Source organism: Mesorhizobium sp. B2-3-5 (genome assembly GCF_006442395.1).
Classification (GTDB): Bacteria; Pseudomonadota; Alphaproteobacteria; order Rhizobiales; family Rhizobiaceae; genus Mesorhizobium.
This window is the reverse complement of record NZ_VFVX01000026.1, coordinates 15688-37048: the sequence shown is the minus strand read 5'-3', so window position 1 is coordinate 37048 and position 21361 is coordinate 15688. Positions and strand designations below refer to the sequence as shown.

At 62.0% G+C, this 21361-nt stretch carries 23 protein-coding genes; 17 read left to right on the top strand and 6 right to left on the bottom strand.

Translation table 11 applies throughout. From position 1 onward, the window contains the following. The first annotated feature begins 27 nt into the window (after positions 1 to 27). From FJ958_RS23780 to FJ958_RS23745, 8 genes are read left to right on the top strand one after another with little or no spacing between them, the layout of a single operon-like run. Positions 28 to 726 (top strand): type IV secretion system protein, encoded by a 699-nt coding sequence (locus FJ958_RS23780; RefSeq protein WP_246679723.1) that lies wholly within the window; start codon positions 28 to 30, stop codon positions 724 to 726. Continuing rightward, on the top strand, positions 723 to 965 hold the full coding sequence (locus FJ958_RS32175; protein WP_140745990.1) for a hypothetical protein: 243 nt from the start codon (positions 723 to 725) through the stop codon (positions 963 to 965). The genes FJ958_RS23780 and FJ958_RS32175 overlap by 4 nt, the downstream gene beginning before the upstream one ends. Continuing rightward, the gene (locus FJ958_RS23770) at positions 950 to 1951 is read left to right on the top strand and encodes a type IV secretion system protein (RefSeq protein WP_140745988.1); all 1002 of its coding nucleotides are present in this window, start codon (positions 950 to 952) and stop codon (positions 1949 to 1951) included. Before FJ958_RS32175 ends, FJ958_RS23770 begins: the two co-directional genes overlap by 16 nt. 50 nt (positions 1952 to 2001) lie before the next feature. Next, on the top strand, positions 2002 to 2697 hold the full coding sequence (locus FJ958_RS23765) for a type IV secretion system protein (protein ID WP_140745986.1): 696 nt from the start codon (positions 2002 to 2004) through the stop codon (positions 2695 to 2697). Positions 2698 to 2714: 17 nt separating this feature from the next. Continuing rightward, the gene (locus FJ958_RS23760) at positions 2715 to 3506 is read left to right on the top strand and encodes a TrbG/VirB9 family P-type conjugative transfer protein (protein ID WP_246679729.1); all 792 of its coding nucleotides are present in this window, start codon (positions 2715 to 2717) and stop codon (positions 3504 to 3506) included. Then, positions 3506 to 4726: a type IV secretion system protein VirB10 gene (gene virB10, locus FJ958_RS23755; RefSeq protein WP_140746055.1), complete on the top strand. Its 1221-nt coding sequence runs from the start codon at positions 3506 to 3508 to the stop codon at positions 4724 to 4726. The genes FJ958_RS23760 and virB10 overlap by 1 nt, the downstream gene beginning before the upstream one ends. Further along, positions 4707 to 5732, top strand: coding sequence for a P-type DNA transfer ATPase VirB11 (gene virB11 / locus FJ958_RS23750; protein ID WP_140745982.1), 1026 nt, complete (start codon positions 4707 to 4709; stop codon positions 5730 to 5732). The genes virB10 and virB11 overlap by 20 nt, the downstream gene beginning before the upstream one ends. Beyond that, positions 5729 to 7672 (top strand): type IV secretory system conjugative DNA transfer family protein, encoded by a 1944-nt coding sequence (locus FJ958_RS23745; RefSeq protein ID WP_140745980.1) that lies wholly within the window; start codon positions 5729 to 5731, stop codon positions 7670 to 7672. The genes virB11 and FJ958_RS23745 overlap by 4 nt, the downstream gene beginning before the upstream one ends. A 322-nt stretch (positions 7673 to 7994) precedes the next feature. On the opposite strand, the gene FJ958_RS23740 is transcribed toward FJ958_RS23745, so the two are convergent. The 6 genes from FJ958_RS23740 to FJ958_RS23720 form a co-directional block, all read right to left on the bottom strand. Continuing rightward, positions 7995 to 8276 carry a hypothetical protein gene (locus tag FJ958_RS23740; protein ID WP_140745978.1) on the bottom strand — a complete coding sequence of 94 codons (282 nt, stop codon included), beginning with the start codon at positions 8274 to 8276 and terminating at the stop codon, positions 7995 to 7997. A gap of 242 nt (positions 8277 to 8518) precedes the next feature. Further along, positions 8519 to 8701, bottom strand: coding sequence for a hypothetical protein (locus FJ958_RS23735; RefSeq protein WP_140745976.1), 183 nt, complete (start codon positions 8699 to 8701; stop codon positions 8519 to 8521). 173 nt (positions 8702 to 8874) lie between these two features. Beyond that, positions 8875 to 9048 carry a hypothetical protein gene (locus FJ958_RS31665; protein WP_181176492.1) on the bottom strand — a complete coding sequence of 58 codons (174 nt, stop codon included), beginning with the start codon at positions 9046 to 9048 and terminating at the stop codon, positions 8875 to 8877. 33 nt (positions 9049 to 9081) lie between these two features. Further along, positions 9082 to 10209 carry a WD40 repeat domain-containing protein gene (locus FJ958_RS23730; protein ID WP_140745974.1) on the bottom strand — a complete coding sequence of 376 codons (1128 nt, stop codon included), beginning with the start codon at positions 10207 to 10209 and terminating at the stop codon, positions 9082 to 9084. Positions 10210 to 10222: 13 nt separating this feature from the next. Next, a complete protein-coding gene (locus FJ958_RS23725) occupies positions 10223 to 10555 on the bottom strand; it encodes a hypothetical protein (RefSeq protein ID WP_140745972.1) in 333 nt (110 codons plus the stop codon). Next, on the bottom strand, positions 10552 to 11028 hold the full coding sequence (locus tag FJ958_RS23720; RefSeq protein ID WP_140745970.1) for a hypothetical protein: 477 nt from the start codon (positions 11026 to 11028) through the stop codon (positions 10552 to 10554). The genes FJ958_RS23725 and FJ958_RS23720 overlap by 4 nt, the downstream gene beginning before the upstream one ends. Before the next feature lie 561 nt (positions 11029 to 11589). On the opposite strand from FJ958_RS23720, the gene FJ958_RS23715 reads away from it, so the two are divergent. The 9 genes from FJ958_RS23715 (at position 11590) to FJ958_RS23675 (ending at position 21330) form a co-directional block, all read left to right on the top strand. Beyond that, positions 11590 to 13257 (top strand): aromatic/alkene/methane monooxygenase hydroxylase/oxygenase subunit alpha, encoded by a 1668-nt coding sequence (locus tag FJ958_RS23715; RefSeq protein WP_140745968.1) that lies wholly within the window; start codon positions 11590 to 11592, stop codon positions 13255 to 13257. Positions 13258 to 13314: 57 nt separating this feature from the next. After that, positions 13315 to 14376, top strand: a complete 1062-nt coding sequence (locus FJ958_RS23710; RefSeq protein ID WP_140745966.1) for a 2Fe-2S iron-sulfur cluster binding domain-containing protein — start codon at positions 13315 to 13317, stop codon at positions 14374 to 14376. 49 nt (positions 14377 to 14425) lie between these two features. Beyond that, positions 14426 to 15484, top strand: a complete 1059-nt coding sequence (locus FJ958_RS23705) for an aromatic/alkene monooxygenase hydroxylase subunit beta (protein ID WP_140745964.1) — start codon at positions 14426 to 14428, stop codon at positions 15482 to 15484. A gap of 16 nt (positions 15485 to 15500) precedes the next feature. Beyond that, the gene (locus FJ958_RS23700) at positions 15501 to 15872 is read left to right on the top strand and encodes an MmoB/DmpM family protein (protein ID WP_140745962.1); all 372 of its coding nucleotides are present in this window, start codon (positions 15501 to 15503) and stop codon (positions 15870 to 15872) included. A gap of 79 nt (positions 15873 to 15951) precedes the next feature. Beyond that, on the top strand, positions 15952 to 16974 hold the full coding sequence (locus FJ958_RS23695; protein ID WP_140745960.1) for an amidohydrolase family protein: 1023 nt from the start codon (positions 15952 to 15954) through the stop codon (positions 16972 to 16974). A 5-nt stretch (positions 16975 to 16979) separates the two neighbouring features. Next, the gene (locus FJ958_RS23690) at positions 16980 to 17777 is read left to right on the top strand and encodes an iron-sulfur cluster assembly protein (protein ID WP_140745958.1); all 798 of its coding nucleotides are present in this window, start codon (positions 16980 to 16982) and stop codon (positions 17775 to 17777) included. Positions 17778 to 17854: 77 nt separating this feature from the next. After that, positions 17855 to 19486, top strand: a complete 1632-nt coding sequence (locus tag FJ958_RS23685; RefSeq protein WP_140745957.1) for a molecular chaperone GroEL — start codon at positions 17855 to 17857, stop codon at positions 19484 to 19486. A 39-nt stretch (positions 19487 to 19525) separates the two neighbouring features. Continuing rightward, a complete protein-coding gene (locus FJ958_RS23680; protein ID WP_115144037.1) occupies positions 19526 to 20569 on the top strand; it encodes an NAD(P)-dependent alcohol dehydrogenase in 1044 nt (347 codons plus the stop codon). A 71-nt stretch (positions 20570 to 20640) separates the two neighbouring features. Then, positions 20641 to 21330, top strand: coding sequence for an MIP family channel protein (locus FJ958_RS23675; protein WP_140745955.1), 690 nt, complete (start codon positions 20641 to 20643; stop codon positions 21328 to 21330). Positions 21331 to 21361 lie beyond the last annotated feature (31 nt).

Here is a 21361-nt window from a genome sequence, read left to right as displayed (position 1 = left end):
CACCCCGCAATGAACAGGAGAACCCTCGTGAAACATGTTTTTGCCCTCATCGCCGGCGCCGCAATCACCGTCAGTTCGGCCAGGGCCGACATCCCGGTGATCGACAAGACCAACTACGCGGTCGCCAAGGACACCGCCGACAAGGCGGCCAGGATCCTCGACACGAACAAGGATATCCTGGCCACGGTCGAAAAGACCCTTGAGGCCGTCACCGGCGAGCGCGGCAGCGATGCGGGCGCGCTCAAGGACCTGGCGGTCGGCAATGGCTTCAGTGTCTCTTCGGTGCCCTCCCTCGATGGCCTGCTCAAGGGCGGGATGCCGGATTTCGGATCGATGGATCCGCGGCTTGCCAAGGCGGCAAGCGCCTTCATCAACGGCCTGAAGCTGGTGAAATCGCTTTCGGGCAAGGAAAACTCGTCGCTGGCCAGCGACAAATCCTATGAGGAGCTGGTCAAGACGGTGCTTGGCGTCTCCGCCTTGATCAACGGCTCGCGGCAGGCGGTCGAGACGCGGCGGACAGCGCTCGAAAATGCCGGCCAGGACATCGGCCAGGCCAAGGACATCAAGGGCTCCATTGACCAGAACACCCAGCTCCAGGTCCAGACCGGCCTGACGCTCAACGAGATGATCGGCGTCATGAACAGCGCCGTCCAGTCGCTGCAGGCCGAGAACCAGCGGCGGCTGACCGACATCTCGAACACCAAGAAGGCGCTGACCTACGAATGAGACGGCCGGGGCGCGCAATAATTGCGATGTGCGGCGTGTTGCTGCTGACGGGGTGCGAGACGGCCAGGGAAAAATCGGCACCTTGCAAACGGCCGGACACCCTCACCAGTTTCGCGCCCGATCCTCGTGCGGAGTGTGGCCCGATGAGGGCGGTGAACGCCGACAGACAGGCAGCGCAGGCGCGATCGCGGCGCTCGGAAATCATGTGGAATAGGGCAGGGCGGTGGACAATTTCATAGGCGAGCTTCTGCAGCGCATCGATGCGTCCGGCAAGAACTTCTCAGAGCGCGCGTTCGAGGTCCTGAGCCGTGACATCGAGCCGCTGCTTCGCCTGCTCTTCATCCTGGTCGTCCTCTTTTACGGCGCGCAGCTGGTGCTGGGAACGTCGCGGCTGAGCGCGGGCGAGATCGTCGGCCGGATCACCCGGGTGTTCCTCATCCTCGTCCTGGTGAGCAGCTGGTCGAATTTCGACAGCCTCGTCTATCTGTGGCTCACCAAGGTTCCCGAGGCCGCGGGCCGCGCGGTGCTCGCCGCATCGGCCACGGGCGTCACCGAACCGAGCAACGGGCTTTCGCAGATATGGCAGACAGCCAATCTGGCTGCCTCGACATTCTCCGAACAGGCGGGCTACTTCTCGGTGCTTCCTGCCCTGATCGGCATGGTCATCATGGCGTTTGCCGGCCTCTTCGTGGCCGTTGCGCTGGGCATCCTGGTGCTCGCCAAGGTGATCTTGTGGGTCCTGCTTGGCACCGCGCCGGTGTTCATTGCCTGCATGTTCTTCAATGCCACGCGCGGCTACGCGGTTGGGTGGTTCAACCAGTCGCTGCTCTATGCGCTCATTCCGCTGTTCGTCTACGTGATCGCCGCCTTCCTGATCGCGGCCATGGCGCCCGAGCTCACCAAGATCGACCAGATCTCGGGCAATCGCGAACTGAGGCTCAGCGATCTCGGCGCCTTCATCATGTTGTGCCTGGCCGGCAGCTTCGTGCTCATCCACATCCCCTCGCTCGCCCAGGGCATCGTCGGCGGCCTGCCAATGCCGGTCGGCCATCGCTCGCGCGCGCTCACCCAACAAGGCGTCGTGTTGGGCCGCAGGGTCCTCGGCGGCTCGGCCGGTCAGATGCGCGCCGCGGTTCAGCGCGTCCAGGCAAGGCTGCATACGCCGCGGACCTTGTCGCGCGATGCCATGCAGCGCGCCATCGCGGCCAATGGCACTCCGCGATAGCGCGCGCCGAGGTTTCCGAGATCTGGCCTCCCAACGAATGGAATTGATGCATGGCAGCAGACACCCAGGACGGACTTCGATCCTACTTCCAGGATGGCGATGTCTGGGAACATGAGATCCTCAAGCGCGCCAGGCATTCGAGCCGCATTGCCTGGTTCTTCACCCTGGTCTTTGCCGCGTTCGCCTTGCTTGGCCTGCTGGCGGTGGTGCTGATGCTGCCGCTGAAGAGTTTCGAGCCATACGTCGTCGAAGTCGACAAGAACACCGGATACATCGAGGTGAAGTCGGGCCTGACCAAGGCCTCGACGCTCTCCGGCCAGGAAGCCGTCACACAGGCCAACATCGTTCGCTACATCCGCAATCGCGAGGGTTATGATCCCTTTGCGATCGAGGAGTATTTCGGGATCGCGGCGCTGTTGTCGACGGGCGAAGCCGCACGCGACCTGCAGACGCTGTTCAGCGCGGCAAATCCGAAAAACCCGGCCAAGGTGAACGGCGTGCTGAAACGGGTTCTGGTCGATATCAAATCGGTGTCGTTTCCCAATGACAGCACCGCCATCGTTCGCTTCTCCACCACCGAAAAGAGCGAGACGGAATCGATCGACAGGCATTGGATCTCGGTGGTCAGGTTTCGCTATACCGAGACGCCGCTCAAGAACGAATGGCGCTTTGAAAACCCGCTCGGCTTCCAGGTCTACAGCTACCGCCGCGACCAGGAGACGGTCACGCCAGGGTCAGCCGGATGAGACCAGGCGCGATCGTCATGGCGGCGCTGGTGGTTTGCGAGCTGACCACGCCGGCAAGCGGCGCACAGGCGCCGAAAGCCGGCGCCCTGGATGCGCGCGTGACCAGTGTCGCCTACCAGGAGAACAACGTCGTGCGGGTCTCGGCCACCTACGGCATATCGACAATGATTGTCTTTGATGAAGACGAGAGGTTCGAAACCATCTCGCTGGGCGACAGCGAGAGCTGGCAGGTGGTGCCGGCCGACAAGGGCAACATCCTGTTCGTCAAGCCGATCGCCAGGAATGTCGCCACCAACATGAACGTCGTCACCAACAGACGCATCTACTTTCTCGAGCTCGCTGACAGTGCGCCCGACAGCGGCCGGCAGGTTTTCGGTATCCGCTTCTCCTACCCCGACAAGAGCCTCAACGCCGGGCTGCGGCAGGAGGCGGAGCGGCGCCTGGCCTGGCCAAACATTGCCGGCATCGACAAGGCCAACGTCAACATCGACTATTCCTATTCTGGCGATGCCCGGCTGAAGCCGTCCCTGGTTTTCGACGACGGTCACAAGACCTTTTTCACCTTCAGCGGACGCGTCCCGGCGATCTTCGGCGTCAATTCGGATTTCTCCGAAACGCTGAAGAATTTCCGCAAGGAGGGCGAGTACATCGTGCTTGACGGCGTCTCGACCCAGTTCACGCTCCGCGATGGCGATCAGTGGATCTGCATCTTCAACCTGCGAAAGCCCGACTTCGGCGCGCCCGATGCCGATGTCATGGCTCCCGCAAGGGACGTGCAGGCAAAGATACGCAGGAGGAGCGGCAATTGATCCAGCGCAGTCCGGAACTGGAGGCCTTGGCCAACAGCGGCGGCTCGGCAATCGCCGATACATCCATGCGCCGCAAGAACCTGTTTGGCGGCGCCGTCCTGATGCTGTCGGGGCTGCTCGCCGGGTACTTGGTGCTGGCCGGGCGTCAACCGCCGCAGCGCGACATCCTCGCCGGCGACGAGGAATTCTCGACCACGACTTTTCGTCCGCCGTCCTTTGTCCGCGACGGCGACCCGCAGCCCAAAACGGCCGAACCCGCGGTCATCGAGTTGCCGCCGCCGCCATCCCCGCCGCCGGCAAAGACCAATCCCGACACCACGCAGTTTGATGTCCCGCCACCCCCTGGCGCCACGCCTGCGACGCCAGACGTCTCGGTGGTGGGGCCAGCCGACGAGTTTCCCAAGCGCTATCGCTCCAACATGGTGGTGTTCGACAACAAAGGTTCCGCTGACGGACAGGATGGCCAGCCGAATGCAAGCGGGCAAGGCGCGGTGGTTGCCGGCGACGACCGAAACAGCAAATTTCTTGCAGCCGCGTCCGGACTTGGTGATCGCTCCGCCGTCGCCAGGAAGCTTCGGCGCATGGACGCGCTCGTGCCCGAAGGCACGCTCCTTGCCGGAATCCTGGAGACCGCGATCGTCAGCGATCTGCCTGGCCAAATTCGCGCGATCGTGTCGCAGGACGTTTATTCCTTCGATGGCCGGCGCGTTCTGATCCCGGCCGGCACGCGCCTGATCGGCGAATACCAGTCCGAAATGACCCAGGGACAGAAACTGATCTTCGTCATCTGGACACGCCTGCTTCGCGACGATGGCGTCAGCGTGCGCCTGAACTCGATCGGTGCCGACAGCCTCGGTCGCTCCGGCCTTGGCGGCCATGTCGACAAGAAGTTCCGCGAACGCTTCGGGGCAGCGATCCTGCTGTCGATCGTCGGCGGCGGCGCCAGCTATCTCACCGGCTATGGCAGCCAGGCGGCTACCGGAGGCAGCGACGAGGGCCAGCGCGCGCAAGAGATCGCCCGCGCCACGCTTGCCCAGACTTTTTCGGACATGGCCAATCAGGTGCTCGGCGAAAGCCTCAAGATTGCGCCAACGATCAGCGTACCGCAGGGCGAACGTATCTTCGTCTTCGTCCGTCAGGACCTCGACTTCTCGGCAATTTATGAAGATCCCCTCTCGCAAGCCATGAAGGACATCCGTCGTGAGCGCGGCCTCGACTGACAGTGCTGCAAGCCACCAGCATTACTTCCTCTATCGGGCGCTTGAGCCGGTGGCGGCATTCCTGGCCGATCCAGAGATCATCGAGATCTCGGTCAACAAGCCTGGCCATGTCTATGTCGAGCGGCTTGGGGCCGATCACATGGAGTTCCATTCGATCCCGAAGCTGACCAGCGCCGAGATCGCCAACATGGGCGAACGGGTCGCGGCCACCACCAACCAGTTCATCAGTCCCGCCAACCCGGTCCTGAGCGCGGCCCTTCCTTCGGGTGAACGCATTCAGTTCGTCCTCCCGCCGGCCTCGCCCTGTGGTGGTGCGGTCTCTATCCGCAAGCAGGTGGTCGCCGATTTCAGCCTCGAGGACTATCGCGACAGGGGCGGCTTCGATCGGGTTTCGGTGGCGATCGGCGGGATCAGCGATGGCATCCGATCGCTGATCGAGCTTCTGCTTGGCGACGACATCCATGGCTTTGTTCGCGGTGCGATCGCCAACCGCTTGTCGATCCTGATCAGCGGCGGAACCTCGAGCGGCAAGACCACCTTTCTCAATGCGTGCCTGAAAGCGGTGGATATGCACGAACGCATCATAACGCTGGAGGACACGCGCGAACTCTATCCGCCACAGCCCAATACCGTTCATCTGCTTGCTTCCAAAGGCGATCAGGGCACGGCCAGCGCCACGGTTCAGACCCTGCTGGAGGCTTCGCTTCGCATGCGCCCGGACCGGCTGTTCGTCGGCGAGGTTAGGGGCGGGGAAGCCTTTTCGTTCCTGCGCGCCATAAACACGGGCCATCCAGGATCCATGTCGACTGTCCATGCCGACACCCCCCAAGGGGCCTATGAGCAGCTCGCCATGATGGTGATGCAATCGGGTCTCTCCGCGGCCTATCCCAAGGCCGACCTGATCTCATACATCCGCAGCGTCATCCCGATCGTCATCCAGCTTCGGCGCCACGGCGGCAAACGCGGCGTGTCGCAAATCTATTTCTCCGCGATGGACAAGCCATGAGCGGCCCTTACCGCATCGCCTACATCGCATTTTGCCTCGCGCTGGCGATCGTGGTCTGGCTGCTCGCCTATGGTCTGGGCTTGAGGCTGCTGCATGGCGACGGCCGCATCCTTGACGTGACGATCACCACGAACCCGTTCGCACCGTTTCAGCAGCTGATCCGATATGCCGACAGCCCTGTGCTGCGTCGTGTCGGCCTGGGCGCCCTCATTCCCGCACTGATGTGTGCGAGCCTGGTCGCCTATGCCGGTCTGAAACCGGTTTCCAACCCTCTGGGCGATGCGGAGTTCCAAACCCTGCAGTCGCTTCGCCGTGGCAATTGGTTCCGGCGAAAGGGTCACATATTGGGGCGCTTCGGCCGACGATTGTTGCGCGTCGAGGATGAACGCCACCATCTGGTGATCGGGCCGACGCGCTCGGGGAAGGGGGCTTGCTACGTCATCCCCAACGCACTGACCCATGAAGGTTCGATGATCGTCACCGATCTCAAGGCGGAGATCTTCCGGTCGACGGCGGGCTACCGGAAGGCGCAGGGCAATCAGGTCTTCCTGTTCGCCCCAGGATCGGAGAGGAGCCACCGTTACAACCCGCTCGATTTCATCAGAACCGACCGCGGCGAGCGCACGACGGACATCCAGAATATCGCAAACATCCTCGTGCCGGAAAACGCCGAGTCCGAGAATTCGATCTGGCAGGCGACGGCCCAGATCGCGATCGCAGGCGCGATCAGCTACATCGCCGAAAGCGATTTTTATCGAGACCGGCGTAACCTTGGCGAAGTGACATCCTTCTTCAACAGTGGGGCCGATCTCCAGGCCCTCATGAGCCGGATCAAGGAACGAGAACCTTACCTGTCGCGCTTCACGCGCGAGAGCTTCAATGCTTATCTCGCGCTGTCCGAACGCGCCGCCGCCTCCGCCTTGCTGGACATCCAGAGGGCCCTGCGACCGTTTCGCAACGAACGTGTGGTGGCGGCCACTTCGGTCAGCGACATGGATCTGCGCGCGCTGAAGCACAGGCCGATATCGATCTATCTGGCGCCCAACATCACCGATGTCGCGCTGCTGAAGCCGCTGCTTTCGCTCTTCATCCAGCAGACACTTGATGTGCTGCTGCGCGCGCATGATCCGAAGGCCGTGCCGGTCTACTTTTTGTTGGACGAGTTCCGCCAGCTGCGACGGCTGAGCGAGATTACGAGCAGGCTACCCTATGTCGCCGCCTACAACATAAAAATGGCCTTCGTCATTCAGGACCTCAAGAACCTTGACGAGATCTACGGCGAAACCACGCGTCATTCGCTTATGGGCAATTGCGGCTATCAACTTGTCCTTGGCGCCAACGATCAGGCGACGGCCGAGAGTGTATCGAAGGGACTGGGCAAGAAGACGGTGCGCTACAAGACCGAAACGCGCACCATCGAGTTGATGGGACTGCCCCGACGCACCAAGGTCGAACAGCTCCGCGATCGTGATCTGATGATGCCTCAGGAGGTCAGGCAGCTGCCGGCTGACAAGATGATCATCCTGGGCGAGGGACAAAGGCCAGTCCTGGGCCAAAAGCTGCGTTTCTTTGCAACGGCACCCTTTATCGCAATGGAAAAATACTCGCAGCTCAACGTCCCCGATGTCCCGCCAACAGAGTTTCTACCGCCCATGGGCGTGCCCGCGACCGCGGCTGGTTATGGCAGTGCTGACGTTGAGCCCGGGCCGATGGAGAGGCCCGGGGCAGCCCGGTCACAGACGGGCTCCGGCCGCCCGATGCCCGGCCAGCCAGTTGACCCGCAGGCAGGCCCGCGCATGGACACAGAGACCCGTTTTGCCGCCGCGGCCCGCAAACTCAAGCTGCTGACGGCCAAGGCGGCCTCGAATTCGACCGGCGCACGCGCCAGGGATTGGTCGGCCATCTTTGATGAGACCGTTCCCGATGAAGAAGATGCATAAGGCCGTGATGGCGGGTCAGCATGAATTTCGGTCTGCGACGATCGTCACGTGCACAAAGCAGCCGCCTGCGCTTATTCTAAATGCCCCCGCGGGCAGCCCAACCGAGCCAACTCAACGCTGGAAGACGAGATCGCGCTTTCGCCCGGACGAGGACGAAGGCGCCACGGCCTTCTCAAATCGCAACCGTCGCCGAGCGCGCCGAACCCCAGTATGCCTCCCCTTCCGGCCAGATCGGTCGCCGTTGCGATATTGTCCAAGCCTGTGTCCCTGCCTGAGGGATGGTCTCGATCAAGATGAGAGAGGATGGGAGAGAAGCGGGAGGCTATGGCCGCAGGAGCGCACCACCAAATTGCGCCCACAATCGATCGCAATCCGTTGCCCTAAGGCTAGGCGTTCCAGGTTCGCCATAAAAGACCATGGCCGAACGGACATCGTAGCCGAGCACGGAGGCATTGGCCACAAATTGGATGGCCATTCCCAAGTTGCTCGGTATGGGCCTGGACTCGGTTTTATTGGTGAGGTCGACGACGCCAACAATTTCGGCATTTCCGCTCCTGCCCGCCAGGACCGTCGTCGAGATCGCGTTCTCCATGGCAAGGAGCATTTTTGTTCGGTCCCCGGAAAGCCGGCTCCTTAACGCGCTTGAGCCAACTTTGTTCCCCGCGGAATGCTTGTCGCCGATCCGCCGAGCTTGTCGTCACATCCCGGCGGCAATTGGGGGAATGATCCCGTGGGTTACGCGGACGTGAAGATGGGCTGGTCGAGGTCGGATCCTATCGTCGTGGCGGATCGACAATCGTGCGGCTGGTGAGATTCCAGGAACCGTTCTAGCACCTGCTAATTGACTCAGCGCCTGCCGCGCTTGCCGTGCTTCGGTGCCTTGCTCTTGGAAGGCTTGGAACCGTAGGCACTTTCAATGATCCGCAACGCGTCTTCAAGAGGGATGCCGCACTTCCTGGCGTAGTAATTCGCCTCGGCCAATCGTTCTTCCGATACGGCCTCAGTGATCAGTCCAGTTTTCTTCCCCACGGCAGCCCCCACGGTGGACCATAGCCGATTCTCGGGAAATTTTCATCGGTGCCAGCGCGGTCGTTTTTGGTAGCCGGTGCCTCTCGTTGGCGATCGCCCGAATGGCGCCGGCCTGACAGTTGCGAGCATTGCTCACGGCGAAGTCCTGCCGGCCACAAAGCCAAATGAACTTCCTAATTGGTCTTCAACCGTCCAACCCGGTTCTCGGCGATCCAGCGGGCGGCGAGCACCAGCGCGCCCATGCTGAAATCCTTGCCGTGCTTGGCCACCATCTCTTCCGACAGTTTGGCGAGTTGTTCGAAGAACGCGTCCTTGCTCTCTTCCTCTGTGGTGATTTCGGTCTGCATTCCATCCTCCTGTTTTACGCGGGGCCGCGCGCCTTATTTGAACATCTGCACTGGGAAGGTGATGATCGCCGCGGTGCCGTCGACCATGCCTGCAGCCAGGTGCCGTCCGTCGCCCGACCAGGCCAGCGCCGTTATCCCGCTGCCCAGCGACCTGATGACAAGCTCGTCGCGTCCGCCGATCTGGGCGACCGTGATGCGGCCGTTGGCGTAACCCGCCGCGACAAGTTTCTTCTGCGGATGCGCGGCCACCGTCTCGACCAGAACGAGACCGGCGCGACCGGTTTCCAATGCTCCGGCGGTTTCGCCGTCAAGCGGCGGCGCGGTCATCGACCAGCCGGCAATCCGGAACGCACCCGAGGCAAGCAGCGCATTCGCCGGCGCGCTCCAGCACACCGCGCGTACCGGGGAGGGAAATCCCGCAACGATAGCCGTTAAACCGTCGGCAGGGCTGATCAGCCCAAAGCCACCCGTCTCGAGACCGCAAGCCAGCCATGTGCCGTCGCCGCTCCAGCGGATCGATATTGGGCGCGCCGGCAAGGAAAAGTCTCGTATCAGGCTGGCAGGCCCTTCGACCGCCCAGATCGACAGTCCATTGCCCAAGCCGCAGGCGAGACGGCGTCCGCCCGGCGAGAAGGCCACCGCGTGCGTCGACGATGTCACATTGCGTTCCAGTCTCGCCACATCGCCGCGGTTGCGCGACAAGAAGACGTCGTGCCCGTCGCTGACCGCTGTCACCGCTGTCCGTGCACTATGATCGATGGCCACGATGGGGCCTTCGATCTTGACCAGCGTCTCCGCAACTTCGCCGCCAGCCGTCAGATGCACTGCTTCGCCGGCCGCCGTTCCGACAAGGAAGCCGGAACGCAGGTAAGCGACGAGGGGAGGATCGCCATCGCCAAATGCGGCGGACGCGATCAACGGCACCGGGGGCTTCTCGCGCGGGCGGATCGTCGTCTGGCCGAGATCGCCGCTCACCCGGATCCGCGATTCCGGCGGTTCCTGATCGGCGACCGCGGCAATGGCGACGGTTCCGTCCACGGATGTGAAAGCAACGGTCGAATCATCGGCGCTGAAGCAGAGGGCGGCGACGGCCGACGGCCGTCGCCAGCTGCGAGCCAGGAGCTCGAACAGCGTCAGGTTCTGCATCATCTGCTGGTTCACTGAGTCTCTCCCATCAGTCCTCGTTCACTGTCGCCGCAAGCTCGCGATCGACATCCGCGACATCGCCTTCGGCTGCGGCGATACGGTCCTCGCATGCCGCGCATGCGTTCATGATCGCCTCGGCGCTCTCTTTCGCCTCATGCAAGTCCTGCACCAGTTGCGCGCTGGGGCCGTTCCTGCCGATCTCGAGTTCCACGCGCAGCACATCCATCTCAAGGCCGGCGAGCTTCTGCTTGAGCCGCAATGCCTCGGCGGTGAGCGCCGAGACGTTGCCGACAAGCGCCAGCCGGCGCTCGAGCAGCACCTCACGCGCAGCGGCTTGTCCCTTCACTGGACCCTTCATCATTTTTCCTCGCCGGCTGTCGGCCAGGCCGGGGGCTCGAAGGCCGAAAGCAGATTGGGCAGAGTGTGAGCCTGCGACTGGAATTGCTTTTCGGCCGTCTCGATGTGGCTCTTGAGTTGGTCCCAGATGTCGACGCGGATCATCGATGTCGTGTCGCCGGTCAGGCGCTCGATCTCGTCCACAGGGAACTGGCGCGCCAGCGAAACGCCGGAAAACACGAAGTCGCGCAAAAGGATCGCATGCCTCTCGATGAACAGATGGATCATCGGATGCGTTCGCGCGGTGACGCCGCCGGCGGCCAGCTCGGCGCGGATGAAGTCCTGGAAATGGCGCTGCAGCCGGTGCTGGCTTTCGCCCATGAAGCGCATGACGAAGACGAGGTCGCGCGGCATCAGCCTGACAAGATCGCCGGTGACGCCGTCGGCCTGACTGGACAGCGGTGTGGGTGGCCCCTGGCTGTGTTTACCGTTCGGCATGATCTTTCTCCAGCGTCAGGACAACACCGGCCGCCGTCTCCACGTAGTATAGAATGACGAAAAGTTAAATGGCTTGAGGTGAATTTTGATGTTTGCTGCGACCGCTAACTGAATATCTCGCAGTGCGAAATAACGCTAAATATTACAGGCGTAAGTTACATCTGTAAAATAACGTTACAGTTTGCACCTTGCCCATCTGCGCAAAGAGCGGGGATTTTGTTGTGAGTGCCAGTTATGGGCGCTGTCGCCAAACTGGCACGGCGTTTGCTTTGTCTCTTGCACAAGAAGCCCATCGCGCTTTGACGCAGGGCCAAAAGAACGAAGGACCGGAGGAAGCAGGACATCGGCTTTGATACGCCATCGCAGCTGCGATCGGCGCCTCGCAGCTCACGCCAGACGCCTCGAACACCTTTGCCCGATCCATTTGAACGGCCCGACCTTGTCGAGCGCGTTGCCGCGCAACCCTTTGTCATGCCGTTCGCACTCTCACTGCGGTGCTTTTGTGCCGCTTCATGCCGGGGTCAAGGACCCTCGGCTCAAACCTGGTGGAGGCTTATGACCATGACGTCTCTGACGCTCAACAAGATTACCTCGCAACGCGGCATCTCCGTGGGCGAAGCGACCAAGAAGATTGCCGACCTCGGCTGGAATCCTTCCTACGTCCAGGAAGCAATGACGTTTCCGACCGACTACAAGATCAACAAGACGCCGCGCGATCCGATGAAGCAGGTCCTGCGATCCTATTTCCCGATGCAGGAAGAAAAGGACAATCGCGTCTATGGCGCGTTGGATGCGGCGCTGCGCGGCGACATGTTCCGCAATGTGGAACCGCGCTGGGTCGAGTGGATGAAACTCTTCCTGGCCATCATTCCCTTCCCGGAGATCTCCGCTGCCCGCTCGATGGCAATGGTCGCACGCATCGCCCCCGGCGAGGAGCTCAGAACCGGCTTTACCATGCAGATGATCGACGAGTTCCGTCACTCGACGATCCAGATGAATCTGAAGAAATGGTACATGGAGAACTACCTCGATCCGGCGGGCTTCGACATCACCGAGGAAGCCTTCGGAAAATGCTACGCCACCACCATCGGGCGCCAGTTCGCCGAAGGCTTCATCACCGGCGACACCATGACCGCCGCCTGCATGTACCTGACCGTGGTGGCCGAGACCGCCTTCACCAACACGCTGTTCGTTGCCATGCCCTCGGAAGCGGCCCGCAACGGCGACTACGCGCTGCCGACGGTCTTCCTGTCGGTGCAGTCGGATGAAAGCCGGCACATCGGCAACGGCCACTCGCTGCTGATGGCGGCGCTCAAGGAGCCGGAAAACCACCTGCTGCTCGAGCGCGACCTGCGTTACGCCTTCTGGCAGAACCACGCCATCGTCGATGCGGCAATCGGCACTTTCATCGAATACGGCACCACCAACCGCGACAAGAACAAGGAGTCCTACGCGGAAATGTGGCACCGCTGGATCTATGAGGACTACTACCGCACCTACATGCTGCCGCTCGAGAAATACGGCATCAAGGTCCATCACGATGACGTCCAGGCTGCCTGGGAGCGCATCACCAAGAAGAATTACGTCCACAAGGTCGGGCAGTTCTTCGCGGTGGGCTGGCCGGTCAATTTCTGGCGCATCGAAGCCCAGACCGACAAGGATTTCGAATGGTTCGAGCACAAATATCCGGGTTGGTACGCCGAGTTCGGCGATTTCTGGAAATGGTACGCCAAGCTCAGCCACAAGGGCGAGAAGGTGCTGCTGTTCAACAGCGACGTCGGCTACGTCTATCCGCACCGCTGCTGGTCGTGCCTGGTTCCATGTCTGATCCGCGAGGACATTGTGGTCGACGAGATCGACGGCCAGTTGCACACCTTCGCCCACGAGCTCGACCGCTGGACCGCTGTCGAAGCTTTCGCGGACGAGTATCAGGGCCGCCCGACACCCGCCATGGGCCGTTTCAGCGGCAAGCGCGAGTGGGAGACGCTCTATGACGGCTGGGATCTGGCCGATGCGATCAAGGACCTGAACTTCGTCCGTTCCGACGGCAAGACGCTCGTTCCGCAGCCGCATATGCGCTTCGACGACAAGGAAATGTGGACGCTCGACGACGTGCGCGGCAACACGCTCGGCTCGCCGTTGAACGCGCTCCTCGCCATGACGCCGGCCGATCGCGACAAGCATCTCGCGGAATATCGCGCGGGCTTCACGATCAACCCTTGCAACTGATCAGGCCAAGGGGGGCGGGTTCGCCCCGCCCCCGGCTTATCCCAACTGGAGGTCCGCATGTCGGAAACCCACACGGTCAGGCTTAGCCCGGTCGGCGTCGATTTCGAGGTCGAGCATGGCGAAACGGTGCTCAACGCCGCGTTCCGTCAGGGCATCGCCTTGCCCCATGGCTGCAAGGAAGGGCAATGCTCGGCCTGCAAAAGCGTGTTGCTCGATGGCGAAGTCGACATGTTGAAATACTCGACCTTCGCCTTGAACGACATGGAGAAGGAGAGCGGCCACGTCCTTTTGTGCCGCTGCGTTGCCTACTCCGATTTGGAAGTCGAGCTTCTCAACTATGACGAGGAGATTTTGGCGAAAGCGATCGCCGTGAAGACGTTCAAGGGCCGGATTGCTCTCATCGAGCAGCTGACTCACGACATTCGCGGCATCGAGATCGAACTCGGCTCCCCGATAAAGTTCTGGGCGGGGCAATATGTCGACATCACGGTTACCACGCAAAAAGGGGAGACGATTACGCGCTCGTTCTCCATGGCAAATACGCCGGACCAAACCGAGAAACTCTGCTTCATCATCAAAAAATACCCTGAGGGAAAATTCTCCGGAGAACTCGATTCCGGAGGCATCGAGGTCGGAGCCGAGGTCACCGTCGTCGGACCCTACGGAACCTGTTTCCGTCGGGAAGAGCGGCAAGGACCTCTAGTCCTGGTCGGCGCCGGCTCGGGCATGTCGCCGATCTGGTCGATCCTCAACGACCACCTGAAGAGCGGCGAGAAGCGTCCGGTCTATTTCTTCTATGGTGCCCGCACCCGCAACGACCTGTTCTATCTCGACAGGATCGCCGAGCTGGTCGGCAATCATTCGGACGTCACCTTCATTCCCGTGCTGTCGCACGCGAACGACGACGCCGAATGGCGAGGCGAACGCGGCTTCGTACACCAGAGCGTCGATGCCAAGCTCAAGCAACTGGCGCTCGACGGGCAGGGCGATGTCCATGCCTGTGGCCCGCCGCCGATGATCGATGCCCTGCAGCCGGTCCTGTTCATGAACGGGTTCGAAACGGAGCGGATCTTCTTCGACAAGTTCACCACATCGGCGGGTGCGACGCCGGCCCATTGAGGGGCGGCCACGCAAAGCCAATCACAACTGCAACAAGGGAGAGAGAACTATGCCAGCAACCTCGAGTTCAGTCGGATCAGGAGCCGCCGGCGCGGCGATCTTCGCCGACTCCGACAGCCGGAAATACCGGTATTTCGACCCGAAAGGCCAGCGTGCCACCCACTACGAGGACATGACGGTCGACGTTCAACCCGACCCGGAACGCTACCTGATCCAGGACTGGATCATCTCGTTTGCCGACGGCAAGGGCGCCTACGTCAAGCAGAACACCGCCGCGCAGAGCTCCAACTGGCATGCCTTCCGCGCCCCCGACCAGGAATGGGAGCGCACCCACTATCAGCGCCAGTCGAAGATCGAGACGATGGTGCAGAGCGTCATCAACAACGCCCGCAAATCAGGCGCGCCGAAGACCTTCGACAAGGCCTGGATCAAGATCCTGCAGACGCAACTCGGCGCCTGGAAACACGCCGAATTCGGACTCGGCACCTCCCTGATGCAGGCCCAGCGTTACGGCTACACCCAGATGATCAACAACGCGACGCTGACCAACTCGTCCTACAAGCTCAGGCTTGCCCAGGACATCACGCTCTATCTTGCCGAGATCGGCATGGACCTGCCTGGCTGGGACGACGAACTCGGCAAGAAGGCCTGGCTCGAGGACCAGAACTGGCAAGGCGTGCGCGAAGCGGTCGAGACCATTATGGGTACGTCCGATTATCTCGAGCAGTATTTCGCCATCAACATCATCTTCGAGCCGCTGGTCGGTGAAGTGTTCCGCTCCGGCTTCCTGATGCAGATCGCGGCCGCCAATCATGACTTCATCACGCCGGCGGTGATCTCGGCGGCCGAGGCCGATTACGAGCGCAACCTAGCTAACACCATCGACCTCATGCATCTGCTCGCCAATGACGAGATGCATGGCGGCACCAACCGGAAGCTCTTCCAGGGCTGGGTCAAGAAGCACGCCGCGCTCGCTGACAAGGCGGCCATCGGCCTGCAGCCGATCTGGTCGATGCCGCATTCCAAACCGGTCGCCTTCGCCGATGTCCGTGCCAAATCCGAGGAACGGATTGGCCAGATCCTTGGCGAACTCGGTCTCAAGCGCTGAAACAGGAGAAATCGTCATGTCACTAGCAGCACGCGACGCAACGCACTCCAACATCTTCAAGGAGATGAAGGACATCACCTTCGAGCAGACGATTTCGCATCAGTGCGGCGTCACCATGAACGATTCGGTCGAAGCAAGGGCCATTGCTGAATTCATGGGCAAGAAGCCGGGGGTGACCATCACCTACCAGCCGGCGCTGATCCGCATCGACGGCGACGGCAAGCTGATCTTCAAGATGGATGCGATCGGAGAATATCTCGGCCGCGAAATATCGGCCGAGACCTTCGAGGTCAACACCTCCACCCATTACGGGCGCATGGTTCGCGTCGACGACAACACCGTGATCCTGTTCGGCAACATGGACGAGATGTTCGAGTACATCGAATAGGCCGCGCCCCAAAAATCCGGCGCGCCGCGTGGGTCGCGGCGCGCTCACCCGATCAACGCGATTTGCTGCGGAGGCAACAATGTACAGAACACCGGAAGGCAAGGACATTTTCGTGGTCGACGGCCACACCCATTTCTGGGACGGCAGCCCGGAGAACCAGAAGAACATCCACGGCAAGCAGTTCATCGAGTGCTTCTACGCCTATCACACGGGCTTGAGCCCGAAGGACCAGCTCTGGGAGAAGAGCAAGTTCGAGAAATACAGCGCCGACGATCTCTACCGCGACTTGTTCATCGACGGCCCTGATGATGTGGCGATCGTCCAGTCGACCTATCTCAGGGATTTCTACAAGAACGGCTTCAACACCATCGAGCGCAACGCCGAGGTTGCCAAGCGCTATCCCGAGCGTTTCATCGTCAACGGCGCCTTCGATCCGCGCGACGGCGAGAAGGCGCTCGAATACATCCACTTCCTCAAGGAGACGTACGACGTCAAGGGCGTGAAGATGTACACGGCCGAATGGAACGGCGCGTCCAAAGGATGGAAGCTCACCGATCCCGACGCCTACAAATGCTTCGAACTCTGCGACAAGCTCGGCATCCGCAACATTCACGTCCACAAGGGCCCGACGATCATTCCACTTTCGAAGGACGCCTTCGACGTGCATGACGTTGACCACGCCGCGACGGACTTCCAGGGCCTCAACTGGATCGTCGAGCATTGCGGCCTGCCGCGTCTCGACGATTTCTGCTGGATCGCCACGCAGGAGACCAATGTCTATGGCGGCCTGGCGGTGGCGCTGCCCTTCATCCATGCGCGTCCGCGCTATTTCGGCGAGGTCATCGCTGAACTGCTGTTCTGGCTTGGGCCGGAAAAGATCCTGTTCGGCTCCGATTATGCGATCTGGACGCCGCGCTGGCTGGTCGAGAAATTCTGGGCCTACCAGATTCCGCAGGACATCGCCGCCGAACGCGGTGTGCAACTGACCAACGAGATCAAGGAAAAGATCCTCGGCCTCAACGCCGCGCGGCTCTACAACATCGACATCGAAGCCAAGAAGAAGGCGCTGGCCAGTTCGCCCTTCAGCATCGCGGCGGAGTAGGGGCCATGGCAACCGCCAGCATTTCCGACGGCCGCGAGAAGGAACTCTGGCGGCGCCTTGGTGAGGTCAACGACCCGGAACTCGACGAGCCCGTCACCGAGATGGGCTTCGTCGAGCGGGCACAGGTGAAAGGCGGTGGCGGCGTGGAGGTCGATTTCCGCCTGCCGACCTACTGGTGCTCGCCCAACTTCGCTTTCCTCATGCTGGACGGCCTCCGTAAGGCGCTCGACCAGCTATCCTGGTCGCCCGCCTATCGCGTCAAGCTGCACGACCACATGTTCGCCGACGAGGTCAATCGCGGCATGGAAGCCGGCAAGACGTTCGGCGATATCTTCGCCGAACTTGCCGAGGATCAGGATCTCGGCGCCTTGCGCGAAACTTTCCGCATGAAGGCATTCAAGCGGCGCCAGGAGGCTGTCTTGCGCGGCCTGAAGGCGCACGGTCTGACCGATCGGGAGATTCTCGGCATGGGCTTGCCTGCATATGACATCGCGCGGTTCGAACCGAGCGAAGCAGCCAGGCAGAAGCCGAGATACAGGGCGGCCCTGCTTGAGCGTTTTCCCAGCCGCCGGGCAGATGATCCGGTCTTCGTCACATGGGATGGGCAGCAAGTTTCGCCCACGGGATTGCCTGCCTATCTCGGCGAACTGCGCGCGGTGCGCATCAACATGGAGTTCAACGGCGCGCTCTGCCGTGGACTGAAACACACACGATACAAGGAACTGGGTGAGATCGACGGCGAGCCGACGCTGGTCGATTTCATTCTGGATCGCGTGCCCGGTCGAGCCGCGCCGACAGCCTGAAGCAGAACTGACAGCAACGGCCTCCAGTGCACGAGGCCCCCAACCAACAAGCCGCCCGTAAGGCGGAAGGAGGAATCATGCCCAAAATAATGCTCCACAATTCCGATGCCCGTCGCGCCCTGGCCCGTGGCGTCTTCCGGCTGGCGGCGGCCGTCGAGCCGACGCTCGGCCCCAAAGGCATGAACGCCATGATCGACCGACCGATCGGCACGCCGATGGTGACTCGCGACGGCGTCAGCATCGCCTCCGAGATCGAATTGCACGACCGTTTCGAGAATATGGGCGCGCAGGTGGTGCGCGAAGTGTCGATGCAGACCAATGAGGTCGCCGGCGACGGCACCACGACCGCCATCGTGCTCGCCAACGCGCTCATCCAGGCCGGCATTGAAGCCAATGAGCGTGGCGCCAAATCCGTCGATCTCTGCAAAGGCATTGAACTCGCTGTGGCCTCGGTGGTGGCGGCGCTCAAGGCCTCGGCAAAACCCGCCAAGGGGAATGGCATCCTGGCCGCTGTCGCCAACATCGCTGCGACCAACAGTAAGCTTGGCGCGCTCGTGGCGGAAGCTCATCAGCGCGTCGGCGCCGAAGGCGTCATCACCACCGACTTCAGCGTCACGACCGAGACCACGCTCGATGTGGTCGAAGGCATGTCCTTCGAACGTGGCTATCTCTCGCATCACATGGTCACCGACCAGGAGAAGATGGAGGCAGTTCTCGAACGCCCCTACATCCTGATGACCGATCTCAAGATCAAGGATCCCGGAGCGCTCGATGCGGCGCGCCGCATCGCCGACGAGGACGGGCGGCCGCTGCTGATCGTGTCCGAGGAAATGTCCCCGGAAGTGGTGGTGACGCTGCTCGGCAAGCAGGGACCGGGAAAATACCTCGTCGTCCATCCGCCGGAATATGGCCACTGGCGCAAGGCGATGATGGAGGATCTGGCCATCATCACCGGCGGCAAGGTGATCGCGCGCGATCTCGGCGGCCGGCTGGAGAATGTTACCGCTGAAGACCTCGGCACCGCCGACCGGGTGAAAACCAGTTCTTCCTACACCTCGATCATTCGCGGTGGCGGCGACCACGCGGCAATCGCCTCGCGCCGCGCTCAGGTGCAGCGGCAATACGAAGCCTCGCCGCCGAACATAGACCAGGACAAGCTGCGCGAACGCCTAGCCAAGCTCTCCGGTGGCACCGCGATCCTTTATGCCGGCGGTGTCACGCCGGTCGAGCAGAAACGGACGATTCAGCTCATCGAGGATTCGCTCAACGCGGTGCGCGCCGCATCCGAAGAGGGCGTCGTCGCCGGGGGTGGCTCCGCACTCGCCCAGATCGCACCACTGCTGGACAAAGTGGCGGCCGGAGTAGCCGGCGATACCGCCGAAGGCGTGCGCCTGGTGCGGTCTGTTCTGTCGCGACCGCTATGGCGCATCGCCGCCAATGCGGGCGCCGATCCAGAGGCCGTCGTCGCCGAGGTGACGCGCGTCAACGGCGGCTACGGCTACAACGCATCCGCCGGCAGCTACCAGAACATGTTCGAGGCAGGAATCATCGATCCCGTGCGCGTCACCTACACGGCGCTGGCCAATGCGGCTTCCGTCGCGACGCTGATCCTGACCACTGAAACGCTGATCGGCGATCTCGCCGAGGATGAGGATCCGACTGCCGGACCCGCACGTGGCGGCGGGTCCGAAAAGCTCGGCCGCGCCTGAAGCAATCCCAGACACATTCGACGTTGAAAGGACACGACGATGAAAGCTGCCAGACTGTACGAATACGACCCGAAAATGAACGTCCAGCTACGGATCGAGGAGGTCAAGGCACCGACGATCACCGCGCCTGACGAGGTCATCGTGCGGGTGGGTGCCGCCGGCCTCTGCCGCACCGACCTGCACATTATCGAAGGTGTGTGGAAGCCGACGATGGATCCCGAAGGCACGCTTCTGCCTTACATCATGGGGCACGAGAATGCCGGCTGGGTCGAGGAGGTCGGCAGTGGCGTCCGATCGGTCAAGCGCGGTGACGCCGTGATCTGCCATCCGTTCCGCTCATGTGGCATCTGCCTCAACTGCCGCCATGGCGAGGACATGTATTGCGATAACGGCCAATTTCCTGGCCTTGGCATGAATGGAGGCTTCGCAGAGTATTTCATCACCAGCGAGCGTTCGCTGATCAAGCTGAACGCCAACATCACGCCGATCGAGGTGGCACCGTTGGCCGACGCCGGTATCACCGCCTACCGCGCCGCCAAGCGCGCGGCAAAGCTGCTGCGGCCAGGGAGCTATTGCGTGCTGCTCGGCATTGGCGGGCTTGGGCATATCGCGCTGCAATCGCTGCACGCGATCTCGGGCTGCCGCATCATCGCCGTCGACCGCGAGCCGGCGGCGCGGGTGCTGGCCAAGGATCTCGGCGCCGACTTCGTCCTCGATGGTGGACCCAATGTCGTCGAGGAAGTCAGCCAGATCACCGGCGGCGGCGCGCATGTGGTGATCGATTTCGTTGGCGAACTCGGTGTCGAGAACATCTGCTGGAAGATGGTGCGCAAGGGCGGGCAACTGTTCGTCGTCGGCTATGGCGGCACCGTCAACGTGCCGACCGCCCATCTCGTCATCGAGGAGATCAACATCGGTGGCAGCCTGGTCGGCAATTTTACCGAGCTGGTCGAACTGATGGAGCTCAACGCCGATGGCAAGGTGAAGATGCACTACACGGAGTACAATCTTGCCAGCATCAACACGGCGCTCGACGACTTCAAGAACCGGCGGTTCACCGGCCGCGGCGTCATCGTTCCCTGAAGCACCCGGACTGGACACGTGCGGGAACCGGCGCGGCCTCCAGTCCTCATCACAAATCTGGAGAGGAAACAATGAACAAATACGTCTGTGAATTCGTCGGGACTTTCGCGCTGGTATTCTTCGGTTGCGCGGCGGTTCTTTTCATGCGCTCCGAAGTCGGTCTGCTGGGCGTGGCCATGGCATTCGGCCTTTCGGTGGTGGCGATGGCCTATTCGATCGGACCGGTGTCGGGGGCTCATCTCAATCCGGCCGTAAGTCTCGGCTTTTTCGTCGCCGGCCGCATGAAATCGAACGACCTCATCGGCTATATCCTCGCGCAATGCGCGGGTGCGATCGTCGCCTCGGCGGTGCTCTATGTGATCGCGCAAGGCAAGGTGGGCGGCTTTGACGTGGCGGCGAACGGTTTCGCCCAGAATGGCTGGTCAACCTATTCGGCGACCTCGGCGTTCCTGTTCGAGGCGGTCGCCACGTTCCTGTTCCTGCTGGTCATCCTGCGCGCCACCGCCGAAGGCGGCGCCGGTCCTCTGGCTGGCCTGGCGATCGGGCTGACGCTGGTCATGATTCATCTTGCCGGCATCGCCGTATCCGGCTCGTCGGTCAATCCGGCCCGCTCGCTCGGCCCGGCACTGTTCGCCGGCGGAGCGGCGCTGTCGCAGCTCTGGCTCTACATCGTCGCACCCTGCCTCGGCGCGGCTGCCGCAGGGCTGGTGTCGCGCGCTGGTGTGATCGGTGCGGGCCAAGCAGCAGCGCAGCCGGCCTGATCGCCTGCCGGACCGGGCAAGCTCTTTTCTT